This window comes from Polyangium sorediatum (genome assembly GCF_029946465.1).
Lineage (GTDB): Bacteria > Myxococcota_A > Polyangia > Polyangiales > Polyangiaceae > Polyangium > Polyangium fumosum.
Window position 1 is genome coordinate 205,448 of record NZ_JARZHI010000013.1, and the last position, 15,806, is coordinate 221,253.

9 protein-coding genes and 1 pseudogene are annotated in these 15,806 nt (G+C 68.6%); 9 read left to right on the forward strand and 1 reads right to left on the reverse strand.

Going from position 1 to position 15,806, the window contains the following annotated elements:
* Positions 1-99: 99 nt before the first annotated feature.
* Complete coding sequence (locus QHF89_RS17740; protein WP_136969243.1) at positions 100-1,740, reverse strand: SulP family inorganic anion transporter; 1,641 nt, start codon at positions 1,738-1,740, stop codon at positions 100-102.
* A 193-nt stretch (positions 1,741-1,933) separates the two neighbouring features.
* On the opposite strand from QHF89_RS17740, the gene QHF89_RS17745 reads away from it, so the two are divergent.
* The 9 genes and pseudogenes from QHF89_RS17745 to QHF89_RS17785 all read left to right on the forward strand — a co-directional run.
* Positions 1,934-3,394 carry a complex I subunit 4 family protein gene (locus tag QHF89_RS17745; RefSeq protein ID WP_136969242.1) on the forward strand — a complete coding sequence of 487 codons (1,461 nt, stop codon included), beginning with the start codon at positions 1,934-1,936 and terminating at the stop codon, positions 3,392-3,394.
* 7 nt (positions 3,395-3,401) lie between these two features.
* Positions 3,402-7,337, forward strand: a complete 3,936-nt coding sequence (locus tag QHF89_RS17750) for a putative inorganic carbon transporter subunit DabA (RefSeq protein ID WP_136969241.1) — start codon at positions 3,402-3,404, stop codon at positions 7,335-7,337.
* Complete coding sequence (locus tag QHF89_RS17755; RefSeq protein ID WP_136969240.1) at positions 7,330-9,495, forward strand: NADH-quinone oxidoreductase subunit 5 family protein; 2,166 nt, start codon at positions 7,330-7,332, stop codon at positions 9,493-9,495. The genes QHF89_RS17750 and QHF89_RS17755 overlap by 8 nt, the downstream gene beginning before the upstream one ends.
* 2 nt (positions 9,496-9,497) lie before the next feature.
* A complete protein-coding gene (locus QHF89_RS17760; protein WP_284720621.1) occupies positions 9,498-11,060 on the forward strand; it encodes a complex I subunit 4 family protein in 1,563 nt (520 codons plus the stop codon).
* Between the two features lie 22 nt (positions 11,061-11,082).
* Positions 11,083-12,609, forward strand: coding sequence for a complex I subunit 4 family protein (locus QHF89_RS17765; RefSeq protein WP_136969239.1), 1,527 nt, complete (start codon positions 11,083-11,085; stop codon positions 12,607-12,609).
* Positions 12,610-12,797: 188 nt separating this feature from the next.
* The gene (locus tag QHF89_RS17770) at positions 12,798-13,397 is read left to right on the forward strand and encodes an RNA polymerase sigma factor (RefSeq protein ID WP_136969238.1); all 600 of its coding nucleotides are present in this window, start codon (positions 12,798-12,800) and stop codon (positions 13,395-13,397) included.
* Positions 13,394-14,002, forward strand: a complete 609-nt coding sequence (locus QHF89_RS17775) for a hypothetical protein (protein ID WP_136969237.1) — start codon at positions 13,394-13,396, stop codon at positions 14,000-14,002. The genes QHF89_RS17770 and QHF89_RS17775 overlap by 4 nt, the downstream gene beginning before the upstream one ends.
* 175 nt (positions 14,003-14,177) lie before the next feature.
* Positions 14,178-15,347, forward strand: coding sequence for a porin (locus tag QHF89_RS17780; protein ID WP_136969236.1), 1,170 nt, complete (start codon positions 14,178-14,180; stop codon positions 15,345-15,347).
* A gap of 134 nt (positions 15,348-15,481) precedes the next feature.
* Positions 15,482-15,676 (forward strand): annotated as a pseudogene (locus QHF89_RS17785) (class I SAM-dependent methyltransferase); the annotation flags it as partial.
* Positions 15,677-15,806: the final 130 nt, after the last annotated feature.

Consider the following 15,806-nt stretch of genomic DNA (forward strand, 5'->3'; position numbering starts at 1 on the left):
GCCGGGCATCCCCGGCCCTCGCTTCGAAACCACGACGTCCCCCTCCCCGGAGCGCTCCGGGAAGGGGGACGTTTCGTTTTCAGGTCCAACGAGGCGAGCTCAGGGCGTCGAGCCGGCGCGCTCCAGCACGGCCTTCCGCCGCGCCGCGAGAGGGTGCTCCGACAGGCTGCGGTGCCGATCGAGGCCGATCAGCTCCAGCGTGCGCCCGCTCCGCTCGAACTCACCTCGGAGCTCGTGGAGCTTCTCCATCACGGTGTGATCCACGAGGCGGGCATGGTCGAAGTCGACGACCACGTGCTTCGCCTCGTGTTTCGCGAGCCGCCCCTTGATCGAGAGGTAGTTGCTGAACACCGCGGCGTGCCGGATCCGGAGCACGACGCGCTCCCCGACCAAACGCTCCTCGATGTCGGGCCGGAACAGGCTCTTGATGGGCGCCCCGTTCACCACGTGCACGACCATCTTGATCACGATGCCAGCCGCCACGCCGACGAGCAGGTCGGTCGCGATTGTCACGACCGTCGTCGACACGAACACGAGGAGCTGCTCGCGGCCGATGCGGAACGTCTTGACGAACTCGTGGGGGGAAGCGAGGCGCGTGCCCGTGTAGATCAGCATCGCTGCGAGCGCCGCGAGCGGGATGCGGTGGATGAGGCCGGGCAAGAACGCCACGAAGAGCAGCAAGAACAGCCCGTGGAAGAAGTTCGATAACTTCGACCGCGCGCCGTAGCCGATGTTCGCCGAGCTGCGCACGATCTCCGAGATCATGGGCAGGCCGCCGATGAGGCCCGCGACCAGGTTGCCGACGCCCGTCGCGAGCAGGTCCTTGTCGAGGTCCGAGCGGCGCTTCTCCGGATCCAGCGCGTCGACGGCCTTGGCGCTGAGCAAGCTCTCGATGCTGCCGACGAGCGCGAACATCACGATGTACTTGAGCGACGTCCCCGAGAGCACCGCGCTGAAATCCGGCGTCGTCACCGCCGCGAGCACGTTTCCCGGGAGGTTCACCAGGAAGTTCGGCCCGATCTTGTAGTCGTGGTGGTTGATCGAGAAGGTGTACGTGTGCTCGTGCTCGAGGTCGAACACGTGCGCGAGCGGCACCGCGACCGCGAGCACGAAGAGCGGTGCCGGGATCTTCTTGAGGAACGAAAACCGCTTCGCGAGCACCGGGAACGCGAAGAGGATCGCGAGGCTCACGCCGCCGATGATCGCGATCTCCGGGTTCAGGCGGCCTACGCTGCGCGGGATCTCGAAGAGCAGGTGCAGCGGCTCCTTGGCCTCGGGCATCACGCCGAGCGCTACGTGGACCTGCTTCGAGCAGATGATGATGCCGATCGCCGCGAGCATCCCGTGCACCACGGACGACGGAAAGAAATCACCGAGCGCCCCGGCGCGCGCGAGGGCAAACCCGATCTGAAGCACGGCGGCGACCACGATCGTCGCGAGCGCGCGGCGATACCCGACCGAGCCATTTCCGCTCCCGAGCTCCGTCACGGCGCCGAGCGCGATGACGATGAGACCCGCGGCCGGCCCTTTGATGGTGAGCGCTGCGCTGCCTATCCAGGTGGCGACCACGCCGCCGATGACGGCCGTGATGATGCCTGCCACGGGCGGAAAACCGCTGGCCATGGCGATGCCCAGGCAAAGCGGCAAAGCGATGAGAAAGACGAGAAATCCGGCGACGAGGTCGTTCCGGATGGAAGGCGCGCCCGTGGGCACACCGGCGCTCTGGTCCGGCTTGTCCATAAAACCCTTTGCGGATCGGTCACGGACGTCGTGATTCCGTTCCCCACGACGTCGATCGTGCGATCCGATCCACAAGACGGATCGAGGCCACGGGCAGGTTCCCGGGAACCAACTCGCGGCTCGTCCCGTCCCACGACGTAAGCAAGAAGCAGCACGCGTAGGGACGATTCGTCCCTGCGGTGAGCATTGATTTATGCCGAGCCTTCTCCTGACGATTTTCCCGCCCTTGCTCGGCGCGATCCTCGTCATTCTGCTCCCGCCCGGGAACGTCCGGTGGATCAAAGGCGTCGCCCTCTTCCACGCGGCGCTGGCATTCATCGCGTCGTGGAGCCTCGTCCCGTCGTTCGACCGAACGACGTCCGCGCTCCAGTTCGTCGCACCATTCCCGTGGTCGCCGGATGCCGATGGCGCCGCCGCGCTGGGCGTCGACGGGATCTCCTTCCCCATGGTGCTCCTCACGACGCTCGTGATGCTGGTCGCGCTCATCGCGTCGCTCCACGGCACGCACCGCGTGAAGGGGTATTTCGCCTGGTTTCTGCTCCTCGAATTCGCGGTCCTCGGCGTCTTCACCTCGCTCTCGTGGTCGCTCTTTTACGTCTTCTGGGAGCTCACCCTCGTCCCCTTGTTTTTCCTGGTCAGCGTGTGGGGCGGGAAAAACCGCTCGGCCGCGAGCATGAGCTTCTTCCTGTACACGCTCGCCGGCTCCGTCCTCATGCTGGTCGCCATCCTCGCGCTGCACCTCTCGGTGCCGAAGCACGGCTTCGGGATGGTCGAAATGCAGAACGCGAGCGCCGGCCTCGGCCGCGCGACGCAGGTCCTGCTCTTCCTCGGCCTCTTCGCGGGCCTCGCGGTGAAGATCCCCGTCTTCCCCCTGCACGGATGGCTCCCGCTCGCCTACGTCGAATCCGAGCCGCCCGTCAGCATGGTCTTTTCGGCCGTGCTCGCGAAGATGGGCGCGTACGGCCTGCTCCGCCTCACGGCGCTCTTGCCCGCCGGCGCGGAGTCGCTCGTGCCGCTCCTCTTCCTGCTCGGCCTCGTCAATATCGTCTACGGCGCGCTCCTCGCGTTCCGCCAGCCCGACCTCAAGACCATGGTGGCCTATGGCTCGATGAGCCACATGGGCTTCGTCTTGATCGGCGTCTCCTCGCTGAACGACGCCGGCCTCACGGGCGCCACGATGCAGATGTGCACGCACGGCGTCTCCAGCGCTGCGCTCTTCCTCCTCGTCGGCGCGCTCGAGCGCCGCACGAAGACCCGCGACGTGCGCCAGTACGGCGGCCTCGCGAGCGTCACGCCACGCTTCTTCGTCGCGCTCTCCCTCGCGCTCCTCGGCTCGATGGGTTTGCCCGGGCTCGCCGGGTTCGTCAGCGAGCTGTCCACGCTCGTCGGCACGTTCCAGCGGTACGAATATTTTGCTGGAATCGCGACCATCGGCGTCCTCATCACGGCCGGATATTCGATGCGCGCCATCGGCCGCCTCTTCTTCGGCCCCTTGAATCCCCGCTGGAAACACCTCCGGGACCTCGAACCGCGGGAGCTCGTCGCTGCCGCGCCGCTCGGGCTCCTCATCGTCGCGCTCGGCGTCGCCCCGCGCGCCGCCCTCGACCTCGTCGCCGCCACGGTCTCGCACATGGCGACGCTCTTCCACGGATGAGTCTCGTATGCGCGCAATGCCTTCCGCCGTCCCGCGCGGCATCTCGGTCGAATCGAGGAAACACCTCGAACACGAGATCCACCACATCGCCCACGTCCTGCCCGGACAGGGGCCGATCGAGACGTTCATCCACCACAACACGCTCCACGGCTTCCAGCACCTGCATTTCGAGCAAGCCGTCGTAGAGGCGCGCCGCGTGCTCGGCGGGCGCGGATACCTGCCGCTCGACGAGTATCGACGGCTCTACGCCATCGGCCGGATCACCGACGAGGACCTCGAACGCGCGCGCCACGAGCGGAATGGCGCGACCGAGCCCGAGCCTCTTCTCCGGATCGGCAATCGAACGGTCACCACGCGCGACGTCGAGCGCCTCGCCTTGCTCCACGGCCTCGACCCGCTCGAACCCGGCGAGGGCGCCGAGCCACGCTTCGGGCCGAAGGTTTTTTCCGTGCTTCGGCCCGAGCTCTCCGCGGACGCCCGCGGGCACCTGCTCGCCGCGGCGAAACGTGAGTTCGAGGCCGCGCTCGCGCGTGTCGGCCGCGATTTCACCGTCGCCGATCTGCTCGCCGATCTCCTCGCCACGCCCGTCCCCGCGGCCGTGCTCGAAGAGGCTTGCCTCGACGGCTCGACGGACGAAAGCGCCGATCCCGACGCCATCCCCCGCGCGCTCGAAACGCTCGGCATCCCCGAGGACGCGCGGGCCGGCTACCTCGACCTCGTCCGCGACAAACTCGCCTCCGGTCCCGCGAAAAACCGCCCCGAGCGCTGGCTCGAAGCCGAGGTCCGCAAGGTGCGCCGGGTGCTGCTCGCGCATTTCGGCGTCGAGGGCACGCTCCCCGCGATCGCCGAGCGAATGCGGCGTGATCCCGAGGGCCTCGCCGTCCTCTCCTTGCTCCGCGCGAGCCTCGCGAGCTTTGGTTTGTCCGATCCCTTCTCGCCGATCCACGCCGAGAACCTCACGCCCGAGGAGCCCGTGGGCGCGCGAATCGAGGCGCTCTTCGAGCGCATCGAGCACCTCGAAGCCTGGGGCGGCCCGGCCATTCCGCTCGACGCCGAACTCGCCGCGCGCGTCCGCGACACCGTCCGCGCGCACCTCGAAGAGCGGGACGGCGCGCTCGGTCCACACGCCGGCGCAGCCACCAGCGAAATCGCCCGCCTCTGCCTCACCGTCGTCCACGACCTCGGCCCCGATCACCTGCGACGGCGTGGATTCGAGGCGCTCCGGGCGCTCGAATCCGCGTTCGGCGGCCCGCCGTCGAGCGAGAGCCTGATTGCCGAGCTCACCACGCGTGATCCTCGCCGGCAGATGATGGAGCACGCCGCGCGCCGATGGGAGGAGCACATCGGCAAGGTCGGCCCCGAGACGTGCCACCGCGATTTGCTCCTCGCGCTCACGGGCGAGGACATCCACGAGAAGATTCACCCGCAGATCATGCGCGTGACGATGGCCTTCCTCGACGAGGGCCTCGCGGCCTGGCACGTCGCGGGCCGCTCGCTCGGCTTTTACGATGCTTTCCGCAAGATGGCCGAGCACGACCGATTCTTCGAGCTCGAAGATTTGCCGGGGGCCCGCGACGCGCTGCGGGAGCTGCCGCCGCTCGCCGTCGACGCGATCCTCCAGAGCCTCGAACGCCTCGGCGTGCCCGAGCTGCACTGGGGGCCGTATCTCCGCCGCATCTGCGTGGGTTTGCCCGGGCTCGCGGGCATGGTGCACTGGCGCGAGACCCACCCCGATTACCCGGCGCAACGGGCGCACCCGATCGACCTCCTCCAGTTCCTCGCGGTCCGCCTCTTCTACGAGGTGCTCTTCGTGCGGCGCGCGTCCTTGCGCGCCTTCGGGCACGACGGCGACGTCGACGCCTTCCGCCATTATTTCTCGAACCACCTGCCGGAGCTGCTCGTCCGGCATGCGCTCTTCCTCGGCGAGCTGCCCGATTTCCTCGCCGAGCGCGCGCGCGCCTTGTTCGAGGCGCGCTCCGCGGGCGCCGCGGCCAGCGACGAGGGGGCCCTCCTCCGCCTCGCCGACATGGTCTTTGATCTGAAGCAAAGCGCCGAACACGTGAACGGCGGGCATTCCGCGCGGCATCACGCATTCCGCCTCTTCTTGCTCGCGCAGCACCTCGGCATCTCCCCGGGCGAGCTCCGCGCGACCTCGCTCGAAGGCGCCACGCGTCTGCTCGCGGCGCTCGACGCGTGCGACCCCGACACCCTCACGCCGCTCTGGCAGTGTGCCTACGAGATCCATTACCGCGACGGCGTGCTCGAAGCGCTCACCAAAAACGTCCGCGATCACAAACCGTATGCGGGCCGGCGCGAGGCGCAGATCGTCTTCTGCATGGACGACCGCGAGGAGTCCATCCGCCGGCACATCGAGGAGATGCGGCCCTCGTACGAGACCTTCGGCGTCGCGGGCTTCTTCGGCGTGGCGATCGCGTACGAGGCGCTTGGCGCGCGCGAGGCCGTGCCGCTTTGTCCGATCGTCGCGACGCCCGCAGCGCAGCTCTGCGAGGTCCCGCGCCCCGAGGCGATGCACGCGTGGGCCTCGCGCTCGCTCCGCACGCGCGCCCTCGCGGCGCTCCGCGACGTCATCCGCGAGGTCACCCGCAATCCCGTCTCGTCCTATTTCGTCATCGACATCCTCGGGTTCTTCTCGCTCTTCCCCGTCCTCGGACGGCTGCTCTTCCCGCGCGCGTTCGATCGCATGTCGCGCCGCGCGAAGGACGCCGTGCTCCCCGCCGTCGAGACCGAGGTGCCGCTCGATCGGGAACGCGAAAAAGGTTCGGCGCCGAAACAAGGTTCGCTCCAGAAGACCCACTTCACCCTCACCGAGCAGGCGGATCGGGTGGCGGCGCTCCTCCGAAACATCGGCCTCGTCCGCGACTTCGCGCCGGTCGTCATGCTCTCCGGCCACGGCTCCGAGAGCCGCAACAACCCGCACCTCTCCGCGTACGACTGCGGCGCGTGCGGCGGCAAGCACGGCGGCCCGAATGCCCGTGTCTTCGCGCGCATGGCGAACGATTCCGAGGTCCGCGCCCTTGTGCGGGAGCGGGGCATCGACATCCCGGACGACACGTGGTTCCTGGGAACCGAGCACAACACCGCGACGGACGAGATCCTTTATTTCGACCTCGGCGACGTCCCCCACGACGTCCGCCCCGCCGTGGAAAAGCTCCGCGGCGTGCTTCAACGCGCCCGGGAGCGCTCGGCGCACGAGCGGTGCCGCAAGTTCGAATCGGCCCCGAAAAACCCCACCCCGGCCCGCGCGCTCCGGCACGTGGTCGGCCGCACGGCGGACCTCTCGCAGGCGCGCCCTGAGCTCGGCCACGCGACGATCGCATTCGCGGTCATCGGACCTCGATCGATCTCGCAGGGCGTCTTCCTCGACCGCCGATCTTTTTTGATCTCGTACGATCCGTCCATCGACCCCGAGGGCACGATCCTCGAAGGCACCCTGCTCGCCGCCGGCCCCGTCGGCGCGGGCATCAACCTCGAATACTATTTCTCCACGGTCGACAACACGACGTACGGCTGCGGGACGAAGGTCCCCCACAACGTCGCGGGGCTCATCGGCGTGATGGAAGGCGCATCGGGGGATCTGCGCACGGGTTTGCCCCGGCAGATGATCGAGATCCACGAGCCGATGCGACTCCAGATGCTCGTCGTGGCGAAGACCGAGATCCTCGGCAAGATCTACGAAAAGCAGCCGGCCATCCGCGAGCTCGTGGGCAACGCGTGGGTCCACCTCATCGCGATGGATCCGGAGACGGGCGTATGCATGTCGTTCCAGCCTGGAAAGGGCTTCATCCCGTGGGAGCCGCAGGACCTCCCCGTGAAGACGGTGAAGGCCTCCGCGGCCTGGTATTCGGGTACGCTCGACTTCCTCCCCCCGGCGTTCATTCGCCCGGACGAACCCCCCGCGCGTGGACAGGCGGCCCATGCTTGAACGTCTCGCCGTTCTGATTCCGCTGCTGCCGCTCGTCGCGGCGATCCTCATCGGCCTCTGCGCCCTCGGCGGACGCCCGCTCCGCGAGCGCACGACGAGCCGGCTCGCGCTCGGCGCGACCTTGCTCTCCTTCCTCGGCGCCGGCGCGCTCCTCGTGCGCTCCACGCTCGGCGCCGCCCCCGCGACGATCTTCCTCGCGCCCTGGATCGAGACCCGCGCGTATCAGGCGCCGCTCGAGTTCCTGCTCGATCCGCTCTCGGCGTCGCTCGCGCTGCTCGTCACCGGCTTCGGCGCGCTCGTCCTCAAGTTCTCGACGAACTACATGCACCGCGAGGCCGGCTTTCCCCGGTTCTTCGCGGTGATGTGCTTCTTCCTCGCCGCCATGCTCCTGCTCGTGCTCGGCGGTAACCTCGTGATGACGTTCGTGGGCTGGGAGGGCGCGGGGCTCGCGTCGTACCTGCTCATCGGATATCATTACGATCGCAAAGCACCGGCGCGGGCCGCGACGTACGGGTTCGTAACGAACCGCATCGGCGACGCGGCGTTCCTCTGCGCGATCTTCATCGCCTGGCACGAGCTCGGCACGGTCCGCTATGCGTCGCTGTTCCGCGCCGCGGAAACCACGAACCATGGGGCGCTCTCGGCGCTCGGGTTCTGCCTCCTCGTCGCGGCGGCCGCGAAATCCGCGCAGCTCCCGTTCTCGCCGTGGATCTCGCGCGCCATGGAAGGCCCGACGCCTTCGAGCGCGCTCTTTTACGGCGCCGTCATGGTCACGGCGGGCCTCTTCCTCGTCTTGCGCATGAACCCCGTGCTCGTGCACGCGCCCGACGTGCTCCGCGCCATGGCCGCGATGGGCGCGGCGACTGCGCTGTATGGCGGGCTCGTCAGCCTCGTGCAGACGGACGTGAAGAGCGGCCTCATCTTCTCGACGGTGAGCCAGCTCGGGCTCATGTTCCTCGCGGTCGGGCTCGGGGCCCGCGGCATTGCGCTGTTTCACCTCTTTGCGCATGCGCTCCTCCGCGGCGCGCAGTTCCTCACGGCGCCGAGCACCCTGCTCCTCGTCACGCGCGACGAGCCGTCCCGCGAAGAGCGCCCCGTCGCGGGCGAGGTCGAGCCGGCCTTCTGGCTCTTGCTCGCGGGCCTGCTCGGCGTCCTCGCCTTGCCCTTCCTCACCGAGATATGGGCAGGCCCGGACGCACCCCTCTCGCCCGGCGCGTTCCTCTCCGCGGCGGGCGCCGGCATGGCGCTCTTCTGCGGCGGCCATTATCTCCTCCGGTTCGCGCAGCGGGGCCTCGCGAATGCAGGAAATGGCGCCGAGTGGAAGACCGTCTCCTCGTTCGTCGAATTCGGCCCCGCGTGGATCGCCCCCGCGGTCGTCGGCGCCGTCAGCCTCTCGCTCGGCCTCGCGCCCGGCGGACGGCCGCACGGCCTTTTTCACCTCGTCCTCGACCCCTTGCTCGTGCGGGGTGGACTTGGCCGCGCCGCGCATCCCTTCTGGGCCTTTGGCCTCATGCTCCTGCTCGGGTGCCTGCTCGTCGCGGGCTGGGCGACGGCGCTTTATTTCCACCGCGCCGCGCCCGAGCGACCGGGCATTTTGCCGACGCGCCTGCGGGGCCTTTACGTCACGGCGCTCGCGCGCTTCTGGCTCGAACCCCTGTACGAGCGCCTCCTCCTCGCGCCCATTCTCCGGCTCGGCCGCGCGCTCGATCACCTGGATGGCTCGCTCCTCGATCGCGCCTTCGGCCGCCCGCTCTCGCCCGAGGACGCGCCCGCGCCGCTCGCGACCTTCCAGGAAAAGGTCCTCGCCGGCGAGATCGACGACGCCGATCCTTTTGCGGCCGTACGTGTGGCCCTCGAACGCCAAACCACGAGCGGCGCGGCGATGGCGCACGGGGACGAACCTCCGCCCGCGCCCGGCGCCGAGGACGATTTCGCCCGGGGCCGGGGCATCGCGGGCCGGATCGTCCAATACGCGGCGGCGCTCGCGAACCTCATCGAGAAACACATCGTCCGGCGCGCGATCGGCCGCGGCATCCCGATCACCGGCGACCTCCTCGGGCGCACCCTCGATCACGTCGAGGCGCTGCTCGAAAGGCCTGTCGTCGTCGGGGCGCTCGTCGTCCTCTCGCTCTTCGTCGTCGTCCGCTGGGCCGTTTGATCATGAACGAAATCCCCTACGCCTCGGCCTTGCCCTTCCCGGTCCTGAGCGCGCTCATCCTCGTGCCGCTCCTCACCGCGGCATTCGTCCGTTCTCTGAAACATGCGCGCCACGTCTATTCCATCGGCCTCGGCGGCGCCGCGCTCGAGCTCGTCCTCGCCGTGCTCGTCGTCGCCCGGTTCGAGCGGCACACCTCCGCGCTCCAGCTCGTCGAGCGTGTCCCGCTCTTCGGCACCTTCGCCTATCACGTCGGCGTCGACGGGATCAGCGTCCTCTTTTTGCCGCTGACCGCGCTGCTCGCGCTGCTCGTCATCCTGCACGCGCAGGTCGCTTCGAAAGAGCGACCTGGCCATTACCTCGCCGCCATCTTTTGCCTCCAGGCGACGCTCATGGGCGCGTTCGTCGCGCTCGATCTCCTGCTCTTCTGGGCGTTCGCCGCGCTCGAGCTCGTGCCGGGCACGCTGCTCGTGCGGAGCTGGGGCACGGGGCCGGGAAGGCACGCGGCAGCGCGTCGTTATGCGGCGCTCAATGCGATGGGCGTCCTGCTCGTCCTCGCCGGCGCGCTCGTCCTCGGCCGCGCCACCGGCGGTCGATTCTCCCTCGATGCGCTCGTCGACATGCCCGCGCCGGCGAAAGCGCAATCCCTCGCGTTCTGGCTCTTCGTCCTCGGCTTCGCCGTCCGCATCCCGCTCTTCCCCTTCCACGGCTGGCTGCCGCCCGTCATGGCCGAGGGCCCGGTCGTGGGCGTCAGCGTCTTCCTCGTCGGCGCGAAGCTCGGCGTCTATGGCCTCTTGCGCTTCGTGGTACCGCTCCTGCCCGTCGCCGCGCACCGACACGGTTCCATTCTGGCCATCCTCGGCGTCGTCGGCATGCTGTACGGCGCCCTCCTCGCGCTCGTCCAGACAAACCTGCGCCGCCTCGTCGCGTTCGCTTGCCTCGCGCACACGGGCGCCGTGCTCGTGGGTCTCTCGGCGCTCAACGTGGAGGGGCTCTCGGGCGCCTTGCTCGTCACGCTGAACGTCGGGCTCAGCGCGGCCGGGCTTTATTTCGTCGCGGGCTTCTTGCACCGGCGCCTCGGCTCGACCGAGATCGAGCGCGCCGCGCGGCTCTCGCACCACGCGCCTCTGCTCTCGTTCACGTTCCTGCTCGTCGGCCTCTCGACGATTGGAATGCCGGGGACGAGCGGCTTCGAGGCCGAGCACCTCGTCGTCGTGGGCGCGCTCGGCGCGCGGCACGGCATCATGGCCATCGCGGTCGGCCTCGGCAGCTTGCTCGGGGCCGCCTATCTGCTGCGTTATTTCCAGCGCGCCTTCCTCGCCTCCGCCGCCTCCGCGCCGGGCTCGCCCGCGACCGAGGCGAAATCGACGCGCGGCAAGAGCGTCCGGGACCTCGGCCCGCGCGAGCTCGTCATTGCCGGCGCGGTCGGCGCGCTCATCGTGGGCCTCGGGCTCTTTTCTCACCCCCTGCTCGAGGTCGTGGACGGCTCGGTCCGCGCCATGTCCACGCGGCTCGAGCACGCCAAACCGCATTCGTCCCTCGTGATGCACGGGGAGGGCGCCCCGTAAGGGCGCTCGGGAGGCGTTCGTCGTGCAAATTCGCGAGATCTTCGCCGCAGATCAGGTCGGTTTTCCCGTCCTCTCCACGTTGATCTTCCTCCCCCTCGCCTGGGCGATCCTCGTCCTCGCGATCGGCGACGAGAAACGCGCGCGATGGACAGCGCTCACCGGCGCCCTGATCGAGCTCTTCCTCTCGCTCTTCGTGCTCGCGCGGTTCACGCCTGGGACGCCCGACGTGCAATTCGCCGAGCGGCGCGCATGGATGCCCACGCTCGGCGCGAGTTATCACGTCGGCGTCGATGGCATGAGCGTGCTCTTTTTGCCCGTCGCCTCGATGCTCACGGTGCTCGTGCTCGTCGCCTCGTGGCACGACGTGAAGACCCGCGCCCGCGGCTTTTGCGCGTCCCTCCTCGCGCTCTCCGCGATCGTCGTGGGCATCTATTCGTCCCTCGACCTCGTCCTCTTCTTCGTGTTCTGGGAGGCGTCGCTCGTCCCCATCTATTTCCTCGTGAGCCTCTGGGGCGTGGGCCCCGAGCGCCGGTATGCGGCGACGAAGTTCGTGCTCACGATGCTCGCCGCCTCCGGGCCGCTCCTGCTCGGCATCGTCTTGCTCGCGGTCGCGGGCCGCCAAAGCCCGGCCGATCCGTACACGTTCGACTGGCTCGTCCTCCGCGCGAGGCCGGTCCCGGCCGCGATCGGGCCCATCGTCTTCTTCACGATGCTGACCGGCTTCGCCGTGAAGGGCCCCTTCGTCCCGCTCCACACCTGGATGCCCACGATGCTGCGCGAATGCCCCGTGGGGATCGGCGTGCTCTTGACCGGCCTCAAGCTCGGCAGCTACGGCGTCCTCCGCTTCCTCGTGCCGCTCCTGCCCGAGGCCACGGCGCACTATGCGTGGCTGCTCGGCGCCGTCGGCGCCACGGGCATCGTGTACGGCGCGCTCGTCGCGCTCGTCCAGCCAAACCTCCGGCGCATGCTCTCGTTCGCGTGCCTGAGCCACGTGGGCATCGTCCTGCTCGGCATCTCGTCGGGCAAGGCCGAAGGCCTCACGGGCGCGGTGCTCGCGATGCTGAACCTCGGTTTGTCCGCCACGGGGCTGTTTTTCCTGACCGGCTTCCTCCAGAGCCGCGTGGGTTCGTCCGAAGTCTCGGCGCTCGGCGGCGTCGCGCAAAAAGCGCCGCGCGCGGCCGTGATGTTCTTGCTCTTGAGCCTCGCCGGCATCGGCGTCCCCGGCACGAGCGGCTTCCCCGGCGAGCACCTCGTCTTGCTCTCGGCGTACGAGACAAGCCTCCCGCGGCTCGGGCTCGCGCTCCTCGGCACGATCCTCGGCGCGGCGTACGTCCTCCGTGTCTTCGAGCAGGTCTTCCTCGGCCCCGTCACGCGCCCGCGCGTCGCCGCGATGAAGGACCTCCGTCCGCTCGAATGGGGCGTCGTCGGCTGTCTGGCCATTCTCGTCCTCGTGGTCGGCCTTTATCCGCGCCCTCTGCTCGCGGTCGTGGGCCCGAGCGCCGAGGCCCTCGCGCGCCCGGTCCCCTCCGTCGTCGCTGGGCACCCGTGATCTCGGTCCCCGCCGTGCTCGCCCGGGAACCCAGGCCGAGGTCGTTCCGTCCCACTCCGGACATGCGCGCCACCACCGAATCAACGGCGTTCTCCGCGGGAGGATCGTTCTTCCGCTTGCCAGGGGTGGCCCCGCGTCTCGGCTACGCTAGAGTGGCCCCGTCGTCGCCCACGCTCGACGGTTTCTCCATGGCCTCTCCGCACTCCACGTCCCTCGGGGAAGGCCGCGCGCAGTTCGAGGCGGCGGTTCGCCCGGTCCTGCCACGGCTCTATCGCTTTTGCCTCGCCCTCTCGGGGGACCGCGACCGCGCCGACGACCTCTTCCAGAACACGCTCATCAAGGCCTACGCGAACGCAGCCTCGTTCGAGGGCCGGAGCGACCTCGTGGTCTGGATTTGCGGCATTGCCCGGCACGAGCACCTGGAGGCGCGGCGCACCGAGGCGCGGCGGCGCGGGCTCTTCGAGCAATTCGTCGATGCTTGTGCTTCGGCGTTCGGATTCGGAGCCGAGGACGAGCGGAAGAGCCCGGAGGCGCTGGTGATCCAGAACGAGCACGCGGGCCAGCTCCTCGCGTGCTTGCAGACGTTGCCGGAGGAGTTCCGCACGGTGGTGGTCCTCTGCGACATCGAGGAGCTCGGATACGATCGGGTGGCCGAGATCCTCGGCGTCCCCAAAGGGACGGTGAAGAGCCGACATGCCCGCGGACGCGTGCGTCTGCGCGCGGCTTATGAAAAGCTCGTGGCGGCGAAGTCCGAAGCGCCGACGAGGGAGGAGGAGGAGTCGACATGAATTCGAAAGACCTGCCCCCGCTCCCCGAAAGTTTGGAGGAGGAGATCCGCGCGCTCCGCCAGGTAAAGCCGCCGCAATCGCTCGTCGATCGCGCGTTCGCCAGCTTGCCCGAGCGCTCGGCCTCCGAGCGTCGCACGAGCAAGGATGTCCCGGCCAAACCCCGCCAGAACGGGGGCTCGGCGTTCGTGCGGATCGCGCCCGCGATGGCCCTCGCGGCGGCGCTCGCGTATGGCATCTGGGGTCAGGTGCGCTCGCAGGGCTCCGAGGTCGTGCGGGTCGAGGAGCGCGCGGTCGCCTTGCCGGAGGCGGGGCACGCCTGGACAGAGCTTTACCTGCAAACGCACCACCACGACGATTTGCCGGCCCTCGTGCACCTCGAGGTGCCCACGCACGTGCGCGTGGAGCTCCCGTCGGAGAGCGACGTGAAGCTCGAACGGCAGTGTGCCGAGACGCTCTGCGTGCACAAATTCACGCACCACAATGGCAAGGGCGTGCCCTTGCGCGTGGCCGTCGCGCATCCGGGCCGGTACGAGATTCACGTCCGTCACGAATCGAAAAAAGCCGCCCTCCGCGAGCAATTCGTGTTGACGGCCAGCCGCGATTGAACGTTTTCAGCGCCGGGGAACATCCCAGCGCCCCATTGATTGAAAGATAGCCTTCCGAGCCCCGGACGCCGCGCCTCGCCGCGCGACGCCTTCGGCTCGTGCTCCGCGTCGACCCGGGTTTGGCGGCGCGATCGTTCGTCCTGGTACGTCCGCGCTGCGGACCGCTGGAGGTATCGTGTCTCATCGCATTCGCGCGCTCGCGAGCGGACTCGCTTCGCTCGCCATGGCCTCTTCGTTTGCGCTCCCCGCCGCCCGCGCCGACGCGCCTGCGAAGAGCGACACCTTCGTCTTCCACGCCTCGCTCGCGGACGGGCTCGGATTCCGCACCGAGCAGGACAAATTCGTCCTCGACGCGGGCGTGCTCAGCCAGATGCGATTCGACGCCATCTCGAACAGCGACGGTCTCGCGAGCGACGGCTTCAACGTCGCCGTCGTGCGCCCGTACATCCGGGCCCGCGCGTTCCACGATCAGGTCCGCTTTTTCGTGCAGCCCGAGCTCGCCACGGCCACGCCAAAGCTGCTCGACCTCGAAATCGCGTGGCAGCCGATGCCGGAGCTCGGCATCAAGGTGGGCCAATTTTTGACTCCGTTCAGCCGCGCGTTCTTCACGCCCGTCCCGATCCTCCAGTTCCCCGACTTCTCGCGCGTGAACGAGAAATTCAGGGCAGGACGCGACACCGGCATGATGCTCTTCGGCTCGACCGGCAAGGGGCGCCTGGAGTATTACGCGGGCGCATTCAATGGAAACGGCATCGACAAGGGCGGCAACGACGACACGTCCGTGATGGGCATCGGCCGCCTCGCGGTGAACCCGGTCCGCGCCATGCCGTACGACGAGACGCCTTCCTTGCGCGGCGCCGTTCCGTTCGGGCTCTCCATCGGCGTCAATGGCATCGCCGATCGCGCGCACCCCACGAAGCAGCAGACGGACCCCGCGACGGGCGCGCAGACGACCGTGGCCCTGCCGGCCGAGACGCGCCTCACCGCGGGCGCCGATGTCTTCATTGCGTGGGATCGGTTCACGTTCCTCGCCGAGGCATACGCGCGGCAGGTGCAGCCGGACGAGGGCAAGCGAATCCAGGGGTTCGGGGGATATGCACAGGCGGGGTATTTCGTGGTGCCGAAGCGCTTCGAGATCGCCGCGCGTGCAGGCGTGATGGATCCGGACACGTCGAAGCCAGACACCGAGCGGAGCGTCGAGGGGCTGCTCAACGGCTACGTCGTGGGCAACCACCTCAAGATGGGCCTGCGTTACATGTGGCTCCGCACCGACGCGAAGACGGCCGACGGCTACGCGGCCGGGACAAACCACAAGCTGACCTTCCAGGTGCAGCTCTGGATCTAGGGGTCCCGGGGCGGCTGCCCGCCCCAGCAAGATCCCAACCGTAGTTGAAAACGATTTTCATTGTCAAGTTCATCTAGGCAGGGTAGAGCTTGGTCGTAGGCTTCCGGACCTCGGGGTCTGGGGGGGATGACACCATGACCGAGCGCGCACCCGTGAACCTGACCGGCATCCCGGAGACGATGTTATGGACGCTCCACAATCGCGCCAGCGAGGCCAAGCGGCCCGACGCGATCCTGCGTGATCCGGACGCCATTCGGATCTACGAGAGCGTTCGTTACGACTTCGAACGGAGCTTCGGCAAGCCCGACGGCTCGCACGCGATGCGCTCGCGTTGCGAATTTCGCGCGATCGTGACCACCCGTTTCGCGGCATCGTGACCACCTGTTTCGCGGCATCGTGACCACCTGTTTCGCCATCGTGACCACCTGTTTCGCCATCGTGACCACCTGTTTCGCCATC

Excerpts from the sequence above, each read along its gene's own strand:
- QHF89_RS17770 (WP_136969238.1), top strand. The coding sequence starts at position 12,798 with ATGGCCTCTCCGCACTCCACGTCCCTCGGGGAAGGCCGCGCGCAGTTC.
- QHF89_RS17775 (WP_136969237.1), top strand. The coding sequence starts at position 13,394 with ATGAATTCGAAAGACCTGCCCCCGCTCCCCGAAAGTTTGGAGGAGGAG.
- QHF89_RS17745 (WP_136969242.1), top strand. The coding sequence starts at position 1,934 with ATGCCGAGCCTTCTCCTGACGATTTTCCCGCCCTTGCTCGGCGCGATC.
- QHF89_RS17740 (WP_136969243.1), bottom strand. The coding sequence starts at position 1,740 with ATGGACAAGCCGGACCAGAGCGCCGGTGTGCCCACGGGCGCGCCTTCC.
- QHF89_RS17750 (WP_136969241.1), top strand. The coding sequence starts at position 3,402 with ATGCGCGCAATGCCTTCCGCCGTCCCGCGCGGCATCTCGGTCGAATCG.
- QHF89_RS17760 (WP_284720621.1), top strand. The coding sequence starts at position 9,498 with ATGAACGAAATCCCCTACGCCTCGGCCTTGCCCTTCCCGGTCCTGAGC.
- QHF89_RS17755 (WP_136969240.1), top strand. The coding sequence starts at position 7,330 with ATGCTTGAACGTCTCGCCGTTCTGATTCCGCTGCTGCCGCTCGTCGCG.